Source organism: Marinobacter bryozoorum (genome assembly GCF_023156245.1).
GTDB classification, from domain to species: domain Bacteria; phylum Pseudomonadota; class Gammaproteobacteria; order Pseudomonadales; family Oleiphilaceae; genus Marinobacter; species Marinobacter bryozoorum.
Window position 1 is genome coordinate 15,950 of sequence record NZ_JAKZAH010000007.1, and the last position, 15,522, is coordinate 31,471.

The window sequence follows — 15,522 nt, forward strand, 5'->3', positions numbered from 1 at the left end:
CGTGTAACGCGCGGGTGCTCAGCCTCCGACCCGCTTGACCGTCCAGCCCTGCTCTTGCAGGATCGGGACCAGGATATCCCGCTGATCCCCCTGTATTTCGATGGCGTTGTCTTTCACTGTGCCCCCGGTACCGCACCGGGCCTTGAGCTTCTTGGCGTAGGCCTTGAGTTCGGCACCGGCAAGGGGAATACCGGTGACGATAGTAACACCCTTGCCCTTGCGGCCCTTGGTTTCCCGGCTGACCCGCACCACGCCGTCGCCGGCAGGCGCCGGTTGCTCCCTGCAGGTGCAGGCCTCTGCCGGATTGCGGCAATCGGGACACATGCGGCCCTGTTCGGTGGAGTAGACCAGGCCGCCGGACTCGCGCTTTTTCACATCAACTCCTGTCAGTTACCGGATTGCGTATCGCTCTGGGGAGGGTAACGGTTAAACATCTCCGCAACCACTTCGTCGATCAGTTCCTGGCGGGTTCCAGGCGACTGGTTTTCGTTCAGGTAGCGCTTGCTGGCCCCTCGCCAGACAACCCGTTCTGTGCTGCTGTCTACCAGCTCCACAATCAACTGGCCTTCGCGGACCTCCCGCACCGGCGGCGCAGTGGAAAGCCCCCAGCCAAAACGGCCACGGCCAAACCCCAGCCCGTAGGAAAACCCGGTGGTGTCCAGGCGCTCCACCTCATCGATGCGGTAACTCACCAGAAGGTCGGCCACATCGAAACCGACCTGGTCCAGCTGGCGAGCCTCCAGCTCGCGTACTACGGCCGCCTCGACCCGGGCGCCATCAAGGGTGGTGTACCCTTCACCGGCATTCGGCGCAAAGGCCCAGGTCTGGTAACTGGCGAAGGCGGCATTGCGGTCGTAGTCGGTGACAACCTTTGCGGCGCAACCGCCAAGCAGCAGGACCACGGCCAGCAGGGCCAGGACGTGTGGAATTCTGGCTGGGCGAATCATAGACAGGCTCTCCATTCAGGCATACTCGCCGTCGGTAAGTAATACGTTCAGTATACGCCAGTCATCCCCAGTCAGTGCGGGTCACGCTGAGGGCCTTTCCCGATGGTAATCCAGCTGGTGGGCTTCACAAAAGGACACCAGGTCCTCAAGGGCGGTTAGCGGAACCGTCACGGTAAAGGTCACACCCTCTCCGTAGACCGGGTCGGCCGGCTCGGCACCATGCTGGTCACACCAGTGGCGCAGGGGTTGCTCCAGTGCAAAGGGCAGCGACACCACCACGCTTTCCACCGGCTGGCTTTGCTGCCGGCCCACCTCAGACAACACCGATTCGGCCGCGCCGGCGTAGGCCCGCACCAGGCCACCGGCACCCAGCTTGATACCGCCGAAATAGCGAATAACGATGACCGCCACGTCCCCCATATCCTTGTGCTGGATCACATTGAGGATAGGCTTGCCAGCGGTTCCCGAGGGTTCTCCGTCGTCGTTCATGCCGGCCTCGGCCGCTGACCCGGGCGGGCCGATCTGATAGGCCCAGCAAACATGGCGGGCATCCGGGTGCTCCTGCCAGGCCTGGTCCGCCAGCGCCTTTACCTGTTCACGGCTTTCCACCGGGGCAACCCGGGCGATAAAGCGGCTTTTGCGAATCACCGTTTCCCGCTCCAGGAATTCAGCTGGTACCGGATAATCCCTGCTCACGACACGCTCCTCTCCAACCGCTCGCCCAGCCCCGGGTCGTCAGGGCCGGTGAACACTGGCAGCCAGAGGATCACTTGCAGCCCGCCAGCTTCGGCGTTATGGGCCTCGATCCGGCCGTCATGGGCCGCAATGATGTCCCGGGCGATGGCCAGGCCTAGGCCCCAGCCACGACCACTGCGGGCCTTGTCCGCCCGATAAAAGGGCTCAAACAGGTGGGGCAGCATATCCTGCGGCGCACCAGGGCCCTGATCGGTGATGGCACAACGCAACTGGTCGCCCTCCCGGGCCAACCCGATACTGACCGCCTTGCCCGGCGGTGTGTAGTCCAGGGCATTCTGGAGAATGTTATCCAGCCCCCGCCGCAAGAGTTCCCCGTTGGCCAGCACGGTCACCTGGTGGCAGTCCGGACCGGCCTCGAAGTGACAGTCTACCCGCTGATGTTCGGCATAGTCGGCGGCATCCCGCAGCACGTCGTTGATCGCTCGCACCATCTGCACCGGTTCGCGCTCCAGGCCATCACGACCACCGGACACCCGGTACAGGGTGAGGATCTGCCCGGTCATTTCTTCCAGCCGCTCGTTCTGCCGCTGGATGCTGTCCAACAGCTCCGGCTCTATGCCACTGTCGGCTGCCAGCTCGATGGCCACCCGTTGTCGCGCCAGCGGAGTCCTCAGGTCATGGGAAATATCCCGCATCAACTGGTTCTGCCGGTCCAGCAGGTCACAAAGGCGCTCGGTCATGGCATTGAACGCCCGGGCGGTCAGGCCGATTTCATCCCGACGCCGGGCAATACGGTCGTTCACCCTCAGGCTCAGGTCACCGGCGGCAATGGCCTGGGCGGTGCTCTCCATGTGACGTAGCGGACGTGACACCAGCCGGGCAATCCACCAGCAGGCGAAGGTCAGCAGGATAACCCCAAGGGACAGCTCCAGCGTCCTCGCCACCGCCGGCGACACCCGACCCTCCCGGTCCGAGCGCGGCCAGGCCACCAGGCGCTGGGTATCACTCACCTCGATCACCGCGGGCTTGCGGTGGTACCAGGAGCGCATGCGTTCCCGTACCGAATCCGGCAGTTGTTCGCGGGCATCATCCACGTCCACCAGCATCAGGTGCAGGTCCATTTCCTCACCCCTTGCCCGCAGGTAACGCCAGAAGGCGCCCCGGTCATCCCCTTGGCGCAGACGGGCCGCCTCAATAGCTACGTCCCTCAACCCTTCGAGCTGCTCTATGGCTTCCCGTTCCCGGTCCAGCAGCTCCCGGGTCACCAGGTTGCTCAGCACCACCGCCGCCGCCAGCGCCAGCCAGATCAGCAGGAAGATCCGCCAGAACAGCGGGAACATCACGGTACGTTTCTCAGACGTGCTCAAGGTAACTCCTGCGAATCATCAAGTATCAGAGGCGGCCGTGCCGGTAACGCGGTAGCTGTACCCGAGACCTCGTACGGTTTCGATGCGGGACGGCTCGTCCGGACCCAGTTTGCGCCGCAGGTTGCTGATGTGCATATCCAGCGTGCGGTCATAGGCCGCCAGTCGCCGGCCCAGGGCCCATTGCATCAGGTCGGTCTTGCGTACAACGCTGCCAGCGTGGGCCAGCAATACCTGTAAGACCTCATATTCCGTCGCAGTCAGCTCTACGGGGTCATCACGGAGATAGACCCGGCGCTGCTCTGGTTCTACCCGCAGGTCCCCGAAAACCCGGTCCCCATCCACTTCCGCCTGGTGGTCCCAGGCAACGCGCCTGAGGACTGCCTGGATCCTGGCCACCAGCTCACGGGGGTTGCAGGGTTTGGGGATGTAATCGTCGGCTCCGACTTCAAAGCCGACGATGCGATCGGTTTCATCACCCCGGGCGGTGAGCAGGATGACCGGAAGGTGATTGCGCGCCCGGAGCTCCCTCAGTACGTCGAGCCCGGACATATCCGGTAACATGATATCGAGCACGACGATGTCAGTAAGCCCCTCTGCCGCGAGGGCCAGGCCATCACCGCCATTTGCGGCTTCCCGTACCTCGAAACCCTGCCCCGTCAGATACCGGGCCAGCAGGGTGCGCAACTCCTCGTCGTCTTCAACCAGCAATACCCGGTTCTGCATCGGGCACTCTCCCCATAATGATAGTGGCAATAACCATATCAGCACCCGCCGGGCCGGCGCAGCCCCGGGGCGCTCTTTACCGATTTTTTACCATGCTCTGACAGGAGCTTACACGCAAACACCTATTATGATGTCGACACAGGTGCTGAACACCCGCACCACTGAAGTGAACACAGGAGTTCTGCCATGAAAGCACGCAACACAACCACTACCCTCACTGCTGCACTGATTTCCGCCACCCTGCTTGCCAGCCCGTTTGCCTTTGCCGGTGACAAGGGCAAGGATGAGCGCGGTTATGGCGGCAAACAAAACCAGGCCGAGGTTTGCGAAAGATTCGAAAACGGCGACTGGGAAAGTAAGCGCCAGCAATATCGCGAAAAAGCCGGTGAACGCCATGAGCAGATGGCCGAGCGCCTGAAGCTGACCGATGAACAGCGGGAAATCTGGAACGAAATACGCTCAGAGCGCCAGCAAAAACACCAGCGCCGCTTCGAGAAAATGAAGGAACGCTGCAAAAACCAGTCACAAGAGTGATCAAAGCCCTGTCACTGTCGTAAAGTAGGTCATTATTTATTGACCAGGCCGCCTCCCCGAGGCGGCCACTCCTTTGGGCAGCGCTATGACCGGACACCCTGCCCCCCGCGGCCTGGACATCCTTACCGTAAACCACATTGCCGACATCGGCCGTGATGACTGGCAGTCGTTCGCCGGTGGGTCGGACCCACTGATCAGCTACGACTTCCTTGAAGCCCTCGAAACCAGTGGCACTGTATCCCGGCAAACCGGCTGGCAGCCCTGCCACCTGAAACTCTACCTTGACGGCCACTGGGTCGGCGTGGCCCCGGCCTATCGGAAATACCACTCCATGGGAGAGTATGTCTTTGACTGGGCCTGGGCGGACGCCTGGCAGCGCCACGGCCTGGCCTATTACCCCAAACTGCTAGTTGCCGTGCCCTTCACTCCCTGCCAGGGTCGTCGCCTGCTGATCAGGGAGGATGTCCGGGATCGCATTGCCGCCAGCCAGGTTCACCAGGCCCTGGATGCACTGATGCCAGGACTCGGGGTCCACTCCTGGCACCTCTTGTTTCCGGACGAAGCGGACCAGGCCCTGCTGGGGACCCCCGACAGCCTCCACCGACTGGGCTGCCAGTTCCACTGGCACAATCGTAACTACCGGGACTTTGATGACTTCCTGGCCACCCTCACTTCCCGCAAGCGCAAGTCCCTTCGCCGGGAACGGCGGCAGGTGGCTGAACAGGGCATCGGGTTCCAGCACTGGTCCGGCGACTCACTACCGGACGAGGTGCTGGACGATTTTTTCCTGTTCTACAACGCCACCTACCTCAAGCGCGGCATGCGCCCTTACCTGAACCGGGACTTCTTCAGCGCCCTGGCCCGGCGCCTTGGCACAAAGTTGCGCATCATCACTGCCGAGCAAGCGGACAGGCGCATCGCCGCGGCCCTGTTCATTACTGGTGACCAGACCCTCTACGGGCGCTACTGGGGCTGCCTGGAAGACTACAGCCACCTGCACTTTGAAACCTGCTATTACCAGGGTATCGACCTGGCCATTGCGGAGGGACTGGCCCGGTTCGATGCCGGCGCCCAGGGTGAGCACAAGCTGGTGCGCGGTTTTGAGCCGGTGCTGACCCACTCATGGCACAACGTTGACCACCCCGGCTTTCGGGATGCCGTGGCAGATTTCTGCGCGGAAGAGGCCATGGACGTTCAAGGTTACCGGCGTGCCGCACTGGAGGCCCTGCCTTATCGCCTCGACCCTGGGAAAGGTGCCTGAGACCAGGCGCGAACGCCAGGCACGGACAGCAACTCACAAGCCTGTAAGCGTTTTCCTACACGCAGCAGCGGGAATGTCTGATGTCCCAAAAACCGATGAGTCGTAGAATGGGTCCTGTACACGGAAGTCACCAAGGGAATGCAGGGACTGGCACACGCAGGGAACGCGTGATCAAGGAACAGAGGCGACTGCAGGGAAGCTGGCAGCACATTCGGCAGGGATTTGCCCATCGCCGACCAGGAAGGTCAGCGACGCAAGGATGCTCCAAAGGATGGCGCCCAGGGAACCGGGCAATGCCGACGGAACCGGCATAGGGTCTGGTCGTGGACAAGGGGTCACAGGGACTGTGACCCCAGCCACGCACCGACTGGTCTGATCCCCCGTTTTACCTATCGTCTTTCTTTCCTGAAGTTCCGGGATTCATGGCCGGGCACTTCCGTTTCGTAGTACATGGCTGACAAGCGTTTTCGCAGTGCTTTGTCGAGGTTCCGTGGTGAAGCAACCGGCCTCGGGTGCGGGCTTCGTGCCGGTCGTTCACGCATTGACAGTCAACCAATCACAGCGACGAAACCATGAAAAAGACACAGACCATTCTTGCATCACTGGCCCTGATCATTAGCCTGCTCGCCGCGCAGGCTCCGGCCTGGGCTGAAGAACCCGTTGCCGGCACGATCAACATCAATACCGCCTCAGCAGAGGAGCTGACGACCCTCGACGGAATTGGTGAAAGCAAGGCACTGGCCATTGTTGCCGACCGGGATACCAACGGCCCATTCGAATCCGGGGACGATCTGGCCCGTGTGCGGGGCATTGGTGATGCCACGGTAGAGAAAAACGCCGACCGCATTACCACCCGCTGACCTCCTGCCCCGCCTGCCGGCGGGGCCTTTTTCCCACCCCGGTCGCCGTCTCGGCGGACCGCCCTGCCCTTAGCCGTCACCCTGTTCCTCCCAAAGTCGTCTGGACATGCTTTGCGGTGAACCCTATGGTTATCTGCATTGCGAACCTGTTGACCGGGACTCCAGCATGACGGACACCCTCAAGCTTTACCCTGCGCGACCAGAAAAAGTCTATTTCTACGGCACCTGCCTGGTAGACCTGTTCTACCCGGACGCCGGCATGGCCGGCATCCAGCTACTGGAACGGGAAGGCATCGAGGTCATCTTCCCCGAGCAACAGACCTGCTGCGGCCAGCCGGCGTGGACGTCCGGCTACCATGACGAGGCCCGGGCGGTAGCCCGCCAACAACTGAACCTGTTCCCGGAAGACTGGCCCATTGTGGTGCCCTCTGGCTCCTGTGGGGGCATGATGCGCAAACACTACCCGCAGCTGTTCCGTGATACCCCGGAACAGGATGTGGCCAACAACGTTGCTCAAAGGGTCTGGGAACTGACGGACTTCCTGCTCAACGTTTGCCGGATCCGCCTGACGGACCAGGGCGAACCGGTCACCGTCGCCATGCACACGTCCTGCTCCGCCCGTCGCGAACTGGGACTCGCCGGAACCGGGCCGGAACTGTTATCGCAGCTGGGCAGGGTCACCGTGGTCGAACAGGCACGGGCCGAGGAGTGCTGTGGGTTCGGGGGAACCTTCGCCGTTCGTCACCCGGAGATTTCAGCGGCCATGGTCTCCGAGAAGGTGGACACACTGACTGCCACCGGTGCCAGGGAATTCGTAACGACCGACTGCGGCTGCCTGATGAACGTCGCCGGCTACGCGGAAAAGCAGGGCCACCGCCTGAGCGGGCAGCACATTCTCAGTTTTCTCTGGGAGCGCACCCGGGAACAGGCCACGGATGAAGGGGCGGCCTCACCATGACCGAGTCCAACCTGACCGACGTACGCCAGTTCCACCCCCGGGCCCGGGCTGCCATCGACAATCCCCAGATCCGCCAGAATTTCCGGCGGGCCATGGATGGGCTGATGGACAAGCGACGAATGGCTTTCGAGGGGTGGGACCTGGAGGCCCTGCGTACCCTGGGAGCCAGCGTACGCCAGGACGCCCTTGCGCGCCTGCCGGACCTGCTGGAACAGCTTGAAGAACAACTGACCGCCAACGGCGTCAGGGTGCACTGGGCAGTGGATGGTGACGAGGCCTGCCGGATAGTCACCGACATCTGCAAGGCCCGCAACGCCCGTACGGTCATCAAGGGCAAGTCCATGGTGAGCGAGGAAATGCACCTCAATCACCACCTGCAGCAGCACGGTATCGAAGCCCTGGAATCAGACCTGGGCGAGTACATTGTGCAACTGGCGGAGGAAACTCCGTCTCACATCATCATGCCCGCGATTCACAAGAACACGGGCGAGATCTCCGAGCTGATGCACGAGAAAACCGGGACGGACCGCTCCAGCGACGTGGAATACCTGACGGCGAGCGCACGCCAGCAGCTGCGGGAGAAGTTCATGGCAGCCGACGTGGGTGTGTCCGGCGTCAATTTCGCAGTGGCCGAAACCGGCACCCTGTGCCTGGTGGAAAACGAGGGTAACGGCCGGATGACCACCACCGTACCCCCGTGCCACATCGCGGTGACTGGCATCGAGAAGGTAGTGCCAACGCTGCAGGATATGTCCGCCCTGCTGGCCCTCCTGACCCGGTCAGCCACCGGGCAACATATCACCACCTACGTGAACATGGTGTCCGGCCCCCGCCGGGGTAACGAGCTGGACGGCCCTGACGAGGTACACGTGGTACTGGTAGACAACGGGCGCTCAGGCATCTACCAGGACGATGAGCTGATCGATACCCTGCGATGTATCCGTTGCGGTGCCTGCATGAATCACTGCCCCGTTTATACCCGTGTTGGGGGCCATGCCTACGGCACCACCTATCCGGGTCCAATCGGAAAGATCCTCATGCCTCACCTGATTGGCCTCGACGAGGGGCGGCACCTGCCCTCCGCATCCAGCCTCTGTGGCGCCTGTGGCGAGGTGTGCCCGGTGAAAATCCCTATCCCCGACCTGTTGGTGCGCCTGCGGCAGGAGTCCGTAGACGGTGACCGCCTGCATCCGGCGGTGGTGAACGGCCATGGCGCAAAACGGGACTGGAAGGAATCCCTGGCATGGCAAACCTGGCGACTGATCCATGCCAATCCACTGGCATACCGGCTGGGAACGTCGGTAGCCAGTCGCCTGCGGACTCTGCAACCTGCAAGCCTGGGTGCCTGGACCCGTTACCGGACAGCCCCGAAGCTTGCCGCCAGGACCCTCCATCAACGGGTCAGGGAGCGCCAGCCATGAGCAGCCGCGACCAGATCCTGCAACGAATGCGTCAGCGCCGGGGCGGAGCCTTGTCCACCCCGGAGAAGGATTTCACCCCCCTCAAGCGACCGGAATGGACAACAGAAGAGAAACTCGCCCGATTCCGGGCTGCGATGGAACCGGTGCATGGCGAAATCCATGATTGCCGTAACCGCGACTGGGTGGCAGACCTCGCCGAACTACTACAGTCCCGGCAGGCGAGCACCCTGCTGGTCGGCAACGGCCCTGAACCGCTCGCCACGCTCTCCTCCTCTGCCGCCACTTTGCCGGAACTCGTGGTTTACGATGAACCGGTGGCAAGCTGGAAAGAACACCTGTTCAGGAACCTCGACGCCGGGCTGACCACCACCCGTGGCGGCATTGCCGAGACCGGCTCACTGATTCTGTGGCCGGATGCCTCAGAACCCCGGCTCATAAGCCTGGTCCCGCCCATCCACGTGGCACTGCTGAAGGCCACGGAACTTTACGGTACCCTGTCTGACGCCATGGCGGAGCAGGACTGGTCATCCGGTATGCCCACCAATGCCCTGCTGGTCTCTGGCCCGTCCAAGACGGCAGACATCGAACAAACCCTCGCCTACGGGGTGCATGGCCCCCGGGAACTGATCGTACTGGTAATTGAATGATTCGCGGAGCCCTGCTTATTGCCCTCGCTTCACTGCTCTGGGCGACCACCGGCATTGTTGCCAAGTTCCTGTTTTCGGACACCGACCTGCAACCCCTGACGCTGGGCCTGCTGCGACTGCTGGTGGCGCTACCATTCTTCTGGGTATTAATGAAGCGGGAGCTGGATTCACAAACCAGGGCCGGGGAGCCACGCCGGCTATGGCCGTCCGCTACGCGTCCAGCCCTCCTGGTCCTGGCTGCACTGGGGCTCTTCCAGGCGTTCTACCAGGGCAGTTACCTGCTTGCGGTGGACCTGACCGGTGCCGGCATCGCCACACTCATTTCCCTGTGTCTGCCTCCGGTACTGGTGGCTATCCTGGCGGCACCGCTGCTCGGTGAGAAACCCCAGCTGGTCACGGTGCTGGCCCTGCTCGCAGCCATCGGCGGCACCGGCATGCTGGTGGTAAGCGATATGGATACCGCGGGCACCCTGCGCCTGGCGGGCATCCTGATGGCCCTGCTGGCAGCGGCGGTCTACACGGGGTTTACCCTGACGAGCCGTTATAACTCCGCCGGGACGCCCGTGTTCACCACGGCCTTTGTCTGTTTCCTGGTTGCGGCCCTGTTATTGCTCCCGGCAGTCTGGGTAACCGGAGGGTTTGACGGGCTGGACACCCTGGGGGTGAAGGAGTGGCTGATGGTGGCCTACATCGGCATAGTGCCCACCTGCATCGGCTACGTGAGCTTCTTTACCGGCATGAAAACCACACCCGCGACACTGTCGAGTATCATCGTGACGCTGGAGCCACTGTTCGTCGCGCTCCTGGCCTGGCTGATACTGGGAGAGGTCCTGGGCCCCATCGGTATTGCCGGGGCCATTATCCTGACCGTGGCGGTGATCGTCGCATCCGTCAGCAGTAGCCCGGGCAAGGCTGCCCGTCAATGACCCTCTGGCGCAGGTCCAGGCCGCGCCAAAGGATCACTGACAAAGCTGCTGATCACCCTTCCTTGCGCTGTTTCTCCATCATGTTGGGCTGGAGAATCTCGATCCAGTAACCGTCAGGATCCCTGATAAACGCCAGTCCCTTCATCTTGCCGTCGTCGGGACGTTTCACGAAGTCGACATCCAGTTTCTCGAAGCGCTCACAGGCCGCGTAGACATCCGGCACGGCCACGCCGATGTGACCAAACCCCTGGGGCTCGTCGTTACCGTTGTGGTAGCTGAAGTCGTCTTCATTCTCCGTGCCCCAGTTATGGGTCAGCTCCAGCATGGCTTCCCGACCGAAGATAAAGGTGGTCCGGTGACCATCGTCTGCCGGGACCATCTGGGCCTGGCGATCATCCAGGTAGGCCAGGAAATAGAGGGTGAACTTCATTTCAGGGAAGTCGAGTTTGCGCACCAGCCGCATACCCATCACACGGGTATAGAAATCCATGGAGCGCTCCGGGTCCTTGATGCGCAGCATGGTCTGGTTGAACACATAGCCTTCGGTTTCCGGAACCACGGCGTCATGCAGGCCTGGCGCCTGCTCGAAATGTCGAGGCATGAATCTGCTCCGGTTATAAATGGGTTTTGGTACGGACCAACTTATATACCTGTGCGCGACCAAGACAGATTTCAACCCTCCACACGGGCAGGGCTGATCCGGTAGAAGCACGAACAGTTGCTCTGCTCTGGTACACGCCGGAGTCAGGGGGATACACTGTGGCCTCGTCAATCACAGGCCCCGTACCCCCATGGCACACCCGCAACAGCCTTCCACCTCCGGTCGCCGGCTCCTCCTGTTCACGGCACTGTTCCTGCTGCTGACCGGAGCAGGGCTATGGGTGGTCCACCAGCAACTGGCCAGCCAGGACGTGAGCTTCGACGGCCGACTGCTCACACCCTGGACTGTCGCCACGGTAGGTGCCCTGCTGCTGCTCTACTTCACCTGCGACGGCCTTCGCCTGTATGCCACCCTGCGAGCTCTCGGTTACCGGGTGCGACTCAGGGCAATCGCCCGGCTGGTGTTTATCAATATCTTTTTCTCCAACGTGACGCCCATGGCTACCGGCGGTGGCTTCGCCCAGATCTGGTACCTGCAGCGGGAGGGCGTCCCCCTTGGGTTTGCCACCGCGGCTACCACCATCCGTACGATCCTCGCCATTGTTTTCATTTTTTCCCTGACACCGATCTTCCTGGTCACCCTGCCGGCACTCCAGGGCCAGCCTTTGCTGGGCCGCATAAGCTGGGTGCTGGCGGTCCTGATCGTGCTCTACCTGGCATTCTTTGCGGTGGTACTGTTCCGCACCCGCTGGCTGATCCCCCCTCTGTCAGGCCTGCTATCAATGCTCGACCACTGGAACCTGATCAGCCCCCAGCGACACCGCCGCTGGCAGTTCAAGGCCCGCCGCGAAATGATGCGCTTTGCTCGCAGTTTCGGCTACTACCTCAAGGGGGATCACCGCTGGGTACTGCTGTCCGTGGTGTTTACGGCCCTGTTCCTGGTCAGCCTGTTCAGCTTCCCCTGGTTGCTGATCACCGGCCTGGGGTACGACATTTCCTGGCTGAACAACCTTGGCCTGCTGGTGGTTACCACCTTCATCATGTACTTTTCGCCTACGCCCGGTGCATCCGGGATCTCTGAAGGTGTATTCGGCAGCTTCTTCCGGGATATCCTTGGAGGAAGTCACCTGGTACTCGTCACCGTGGCCTGGCGTGGGGTCACCATTTATCTGGGCATGCTGATCGGGCTGATACTGCTGCAGAGGGACCTGGCAAGGAGCCGCAAACGATGATCCGCAAACCCCTCAAGCTGCTTTTCTACCTCAATGTCACCGTGGTCCTCCTGCTGCTGGGGTACAAGGCCTACCTGAACTATTTCCTGCCGGAGTTCGAAGGCGTTCACGCCAGCCAGGTTGAGTCGATTACCCGTACAATCGACGACCAACCCTTTCGTTTTGCCGTGGCGGGCAATATCAACAACTCGGTGGGCATGTTCGAGAACCGCATCCTGCCCCGGATCAACAACAGCGGTGCACAGTTCCTCGTTTCCGCCGGCAACGCGGTCAGTAACGGCGGGGAGGACAAGTACCAGGCCCTCTACGGGACGCTTGGCAAGCTGGACATTCCCTGGCTGCTGACCTTTGGCGAAAACGAACACAGCACCTTCGGCAGCTACCGTTACTACGAGCACTTCGGTCCCCATTACTTCAGCTTCCGGGTGGCAGGCTCGCGCTTTATCTTCCTCGACAGTACCGGCAAGACGCCCTGGCGCTGGCAGGTGCGGTGGCTCCATGACCAGCTAGCTGAGGACAGCTCGGATCACCGCATGGTTTTCGTGGGCCATCCACTGTTCTCCACCGGAAATTCCCTGCTGCTGGATGACGAGGACGATTACCTGCAGCCGGCGCCTTTCCGGCAAGCGCTGCTGGACCTGTTCCGTGACTATGAGGTGGACCTGGTTCTGTCGTCTAATGTCGCCACCTGGTCAGACCGTTTCGAAGACGGAACCCGTTTCGTAACTACCGGCGGCGCGGGCGGCCTGGTCCTGAACACTGACGACAGTTTTTACCACTACCTGATGGTGACCGTCGCCGACGACGGCATCGACGTGGACATGCAACCTATCGAAACCCGTCAGCACCCGGTACTGCGCCACCTGGAAAGCTTCTGGTTCTTTATCTATTCGCTGTTCTACACCGGTTTTCTGAACTTCGTGCTGCTGGTAGCCGTGCTGTCGATACTGGCCATCAAGCTTTACACCGTGGTTTTCCGGGGGCGGGATTATTACCCCAACTATGACCTGGACCCGACCCCATGGCTGGATAAAAAACTACGGGTGGCGATGTTCACCAACAATTACCTGCCCTTTATCGGCGGGGTGCCCATTTCCATCGACCGCCTGCGCCGTGGCCTGGAACAGCTCGGAGACAGCGTCCTGGTGGTAGCGCCGGTCTACCAGGATCAGCCCACCGACGACCCTGACGTGCTGCGGGTGCCTTCGCTGCTGTCCATGGGGGCCCACCGGGAGTTCCGCATGGCCAACATTTTCCTTCGCCGTATCCGGCGCCAGGTAAGGGCATTCCGGCCAGACGTGATCCATGTTCACCATCCCTTCTGGCTCGGCTCCCTCGGCGTGTTCATGGCCCGGTTACTGAACGTGCCGGTTATCTACACCTACCATACCCGCCTGGAACACTATGCCCACTTCGTGCCCCTGCCCGGCCTGCTGTTCAGGAACCTGATTTCCCACGCGTTGATCCGGCGCTTTGCCAACTTCTGTGACGGCGTGATCGTGCCCACCTACTCCACGGAGGAATACCTGCGCATGATCGGAGTAAGGACGCCCACCTATGTCCAGCCCACCGGTATCGAGTACGAGCGCTTCCAGCAGGTTGAGGAGGCCGATGTTGAGGCATTGAGGGCGAAGCTGGAATTGCCCCAGGACACCCGGGTTCTGATCAGCGTGGCCCGGTTATCCAACGAAAAGAATATCGATTTCATGATCGACGCGCTGACAGAGCTGCGGCAGACCGGCTCCCGTGCGTTCCACTTCCTGATGATTGGCGATGGCCACCAGCGGGAGCGGCTGCAGTCCCGGATTGACGAACTGGGCATGGCCGATTGCATCACACTCGCCGGTGCGGTGCCGCCGGATGACATGGCCACCTGGTACCGGCTGGGGGATGCCTTCCTGTTTGCCTCGAAGTCCGAAACCCAGGGCATGGTGATCCTCGAGGCCATGGCTGCAGGGTTGCCGGTGGTAGCCGTACGTTCCAGCGGTATCGACGATGTGGTGCAACACGGCCAGAACGGCTACAAGACGCCGGAAAGGCAGGATCTCTGGTGCCAGCGCGTAGCAACCCTCCTGGAGGATGACACCCTGCGCCGGCAGTTGTCCGACAACGCCCGGGCCTTTGCCAGGGATTACTCGGTGAAGAAGTTCTCGGGCAACGTAAGGGAAATCTACGCCTATGTCCTGGCGGCCCGTGAGGACGAAGCGGGTGCCCGGACCTACCGGGGCAAGCAAGCGGGCCAGGAGCCTGGTTGATTTGCTGACCTGGTGGTAACGGTCATCGTATCCGGGCCATATGCCGTATACTGAATCCAGCACTGCCCCCACGGGCGTCATTTTATCCAGTGGAGTGCCGCACCATGAGCAAGATTCCCGTCGGTATCAGCACCTGCCTCCTCGGCAAGGAAGTCCGCCACGATGGCGGTCACAAGCATTCCCGTTACTGCACCGAGGTGCTGTCCCGTTACTTTGAGTTCCGCTCCCTGTGCCCGGAACTCGAAGCCGGGCTTGGTGTGCCACGACCGGCCATTCACCTGAGGGAAAGCGACGGCGGGCTCCGGCTTGTCGAGGTGAAAAAGGGTACCGACCATACGGCCGAGATGGAGGGTTTTATCGACCAGGTTATAGGCTCCCTGGCGGATCTGCGGGGCTATATCCTTATGGCAAAGTCGCCTTCCTGCGGGATGGAGCGCATTCGTGTCCATAACAGCGATGGCAACGTCGTCCATCGGGACGGCCGTGGCATGTTTGCCGAAGCGCTGATCCGCACCTACCCCCTGATGCCGGTTGAGGAAGAAGGCCGCCTTAATGATGACCAGCTACGGGAAAACTTTATCGAGCGGGTCTTTGCCTACGATGACTGGATGCAGAACGTGGCCGGCGAACGGCTCACCCCCCAGGCTCTCATCGAGTTCCACACTCGCCACAAGTTCCAGCTGCTGGCCCACTCCGAACAGATTTACCGGCAGCTCGGCCCCATGCTGGGAGACCTGAAGTCCGAGCCCCTGGCCGACATTGCAGACCGGTACATTCACCGCTTCATGGAAGCCATGACCAAGCGCGTCAGTCGCGGCTCCCATGTCAATGCCATGCAGCACCTGATGGGCTACCTGCGGGATTCCATGGGCGATGCCGACCGCAAGGTACTGATGGAACAGGTTGAAGCCTATCACCGGGGCGAAGTGCCACTGATCGTCCCCATGACTCTGCTGCGCATGGCCCAGCGCCGGGAGCCCATCGGCTACCTGGACCAGCAACATTACCTGTCGCCCTACCCGGATGACCTGGGCCTGAGGAACCGGATCTGAACAACTCCTGGCAGAATCGCTGGTGATTTCGCCTCACCAACTA

The 15,522-nt window shown here is 61.6% G+C and carries 16 protein-coding genes; 10 read left to right on the top strand and 6 right to left on the bottom strand.

The genetic code is table 11. From position 1 onward, the window contains the following. Nucleotides 1-18 precede the first annotated feature (18 nt). From MLC59_RS05890 to MLC59_RS05910, 5 genes are all read right to left on the bottom strand, one after another. Nucleotides 19-375 (bottom strand): translation initiation factor Sui1, encoded by a 357-nt coding sequence (locus MLC59_RS05890; RefSeq protein WP_345799754.1) that lies wholly within the window; start codon nt 373-375, stop codon nt 19-21. Between the two features lie 11 nt (nt 376-386). Then, nucleotides 387-947 (bottom strand): DUF4136 domain-containing protein, encoded by a 561-nt coding sequence (locus tag MLC59_RS05895; protein WP_248231963.1) that lies wholly within the window; start codon nt 945-947, stop codon nt 387-389. 81 nt (nt 948-1,028) lie between these two features. Then, the gene (locus tag MLC59_RS05900) at nt 1,029-1,643 is read right to left on the bottom strand and encodes an IMPACT family protein (RefSeq protein ID WP_248231965.1); all 615 of its coding nucleotides are present in this window, start codon (nt 1,641-1,643) and stop codon (nt 1,029-1,031) included. After that, nucleotides 1,640-3,010: a sensor histidine kinase gene (locus MLC59_RS05905; protein ID WP_248231967.1), complete on the bottom strand. Its 1,371-nt coding sequence runs from the start codon at nt 3,008-3,010 to the stop codon at nt 1,640-1,642. The genes MLC59_RS05900 and MLC59_RS05905 overlap by 4 nt, the downstream gene beginning before the upstream one ends. A gap of 18 nt (nt 3,011-3,028) precedes the next feature. After that, entirely contained in the window at nt 3,029-3,733 is a 705-nt protein-coding gene (locus MLC59_RS05910; RefSeq protein WP_248231969.1) for a response regulator transcription factor, read from the bottom strand. Between the two features lie 186 nt (nt 3,734-3,919). On the opposite strand from MLC59_RS05910, the gene MLC59_RS05915 reads away from it, so the two are divergent. The 7 genes from MLC59_RS05915 to MLC59_RS05945 all read left to right on the top strand — a co-directional run bounded on the left by MLC59_RS05915 (nt 3,920) and on the right by MLC59_RS05945 (nt 10,340). Then, a complete protein-coding gene (locus MLC59_RS05915) occupies nt 3,920-4,267 on the top strand; it encodes a hypothetical protein (RefSeq protein WP_248231972.1) in 348 nt (115 codons plus the stop codon). 85 nt (nt 4,268-4,352) lie between these two features. Beyond that, a complete protein-coding gene (locus tag MLC59_RS05920; protein ID WP_248231975.1) occupies nt 4,353-5,528 on the top strand; it encodes a GNAT family N-acetyltransferase in 1,176 nt (391 codons plus the stop codon). A gap of 572 nt (nt 5,529-6,100) precedes the next feature. Then, nucleotides 6,101-6,388, top strand: coding sequence for a ComEA family DNA-binding protein (locus MLC59_RS05925; RefSeq protein ID WP_248231977.1), 288 nt, complete (start codon nt 6,101-6,103; stop codon nt 6,386-6,388). A gap of 166 nt (nt 6,389-6,554) precedes the next feature. Then, nucleotides 6,555-7,346 carry a (Fe-S)-binding protein gene (locus tag MLC59_RS05930; protein ID WP_248231979.1) on the top strand — a complete coding sequence of 264 codons (792 nt, stop codon included), beginning with the start codon at nt 6,555-6,557 and terminating at the stop codon, nt 7,344-7,346. Further along, entirely contained in the window at nt 7,343-8,767 is a 1,425-nt protein-coding gene (locus MLC59_RS05935) for a LutB/LldF family L-lactate oxidation iron-sulfur protein (protein WP_248231982.1), read from the top strand. Before MLC59_RS05930 ends, MLC59_RS05935 begins: the two co-directional genes overlap by 4 nt. Then, nucleotides 8,764-9,414 carry a LutC/YkgG family protein gene (locus MLC59_RS05940; protein WP_248231983.1) on the top strand — a complete coding sequence of 217 codons (651 nt, stop codon included), beginning with the start codon at nt 8,764-8,766 and terminating at the stop codon, nt 9,412-9,414. Before MLC59_RS05935 ends, MLC59_RS05940 begins: the two co-directional genes overlap by 4 nt. Beyond that, nucleotides 9,411-10,340 (top strand): DMT family transporter, encoded by a 930-nt coding sequence (locus MLC59_RS05945; RefSeq protein ID WP_248231984.1) that lies wholly within the window; start codon nt 9,411-9,413, stop codon nt 10,338-10,340. The genes MLC59_RS05940 and MLC59_RS05945 overlap by 4 nt, the downstream gene beginning before the upstream one ends. Nucleotides 10,341-10,392: 52 nt before the next feature. Here the strand turns inward: MLC59_RS05945 and gloA are convergent, their stop codons facing one another. Beyond that, nucleotides 10,393-10,941 (bottom strand): lactoylglutathione lyase, encoded by a 549-nt coding sequence (gene gloA, locus MLC59_RS05950; protein ID WP_248231985.1) that lies wholly within the window; start codon nt 10,939-10,941, stop codon nt 10,393-10,395. 190 nt (nt 10,942-11,131) lie between these two features. Between gloA and MLC59_RS05955 the strand changes: the two genes are divergently transcribed. The 3 genes from MLC59_RS05955 (at nt 11,132) to MLC59_RS05965 (ending at nt 15,479) form a co-directional block, all read left to right on the top strand. Further along, on the top strand, nt 11,132-12,172 hold the full coding sequence (locus tag MLC59_RS05955) for a lysylphosphatidylglycerol synthase transmembrane domain-containing protein (protein WP_248231986.1): 1,041 nt from the start codon (nt 11,132-11,134) through the stop codon (nt 12,170-12,172). After that, entirely contained in the window at nt 12,169-14,427 is a 2,259-nt protein-coding gene (locus tag MLC59_RS05960; protein WP_248231987.1) for a glycosyltransferase, read from the top strand. The genes MLC59_RS05955 and MLC59_RS05960 overlap by 4 nt, the downstream gene beginning before the upstream one ends. Before the next feature lie 104 nt (nt 14,428-14,531). Next, the gene (locus tag MLC59_RS05965) at nt 14,532-15,479 is read left to right on the top strand and encodes a YbgA family protein (protein ID WP_248231988.1); all 948 of its coding nucleotides are present in this window, start codon (nt 14,532-14,534) and stop codon (nt 15,477-15,479) included. The last annotated feature ends 43 nt before the right edge of the window (nt 15,480-15,522 follow it).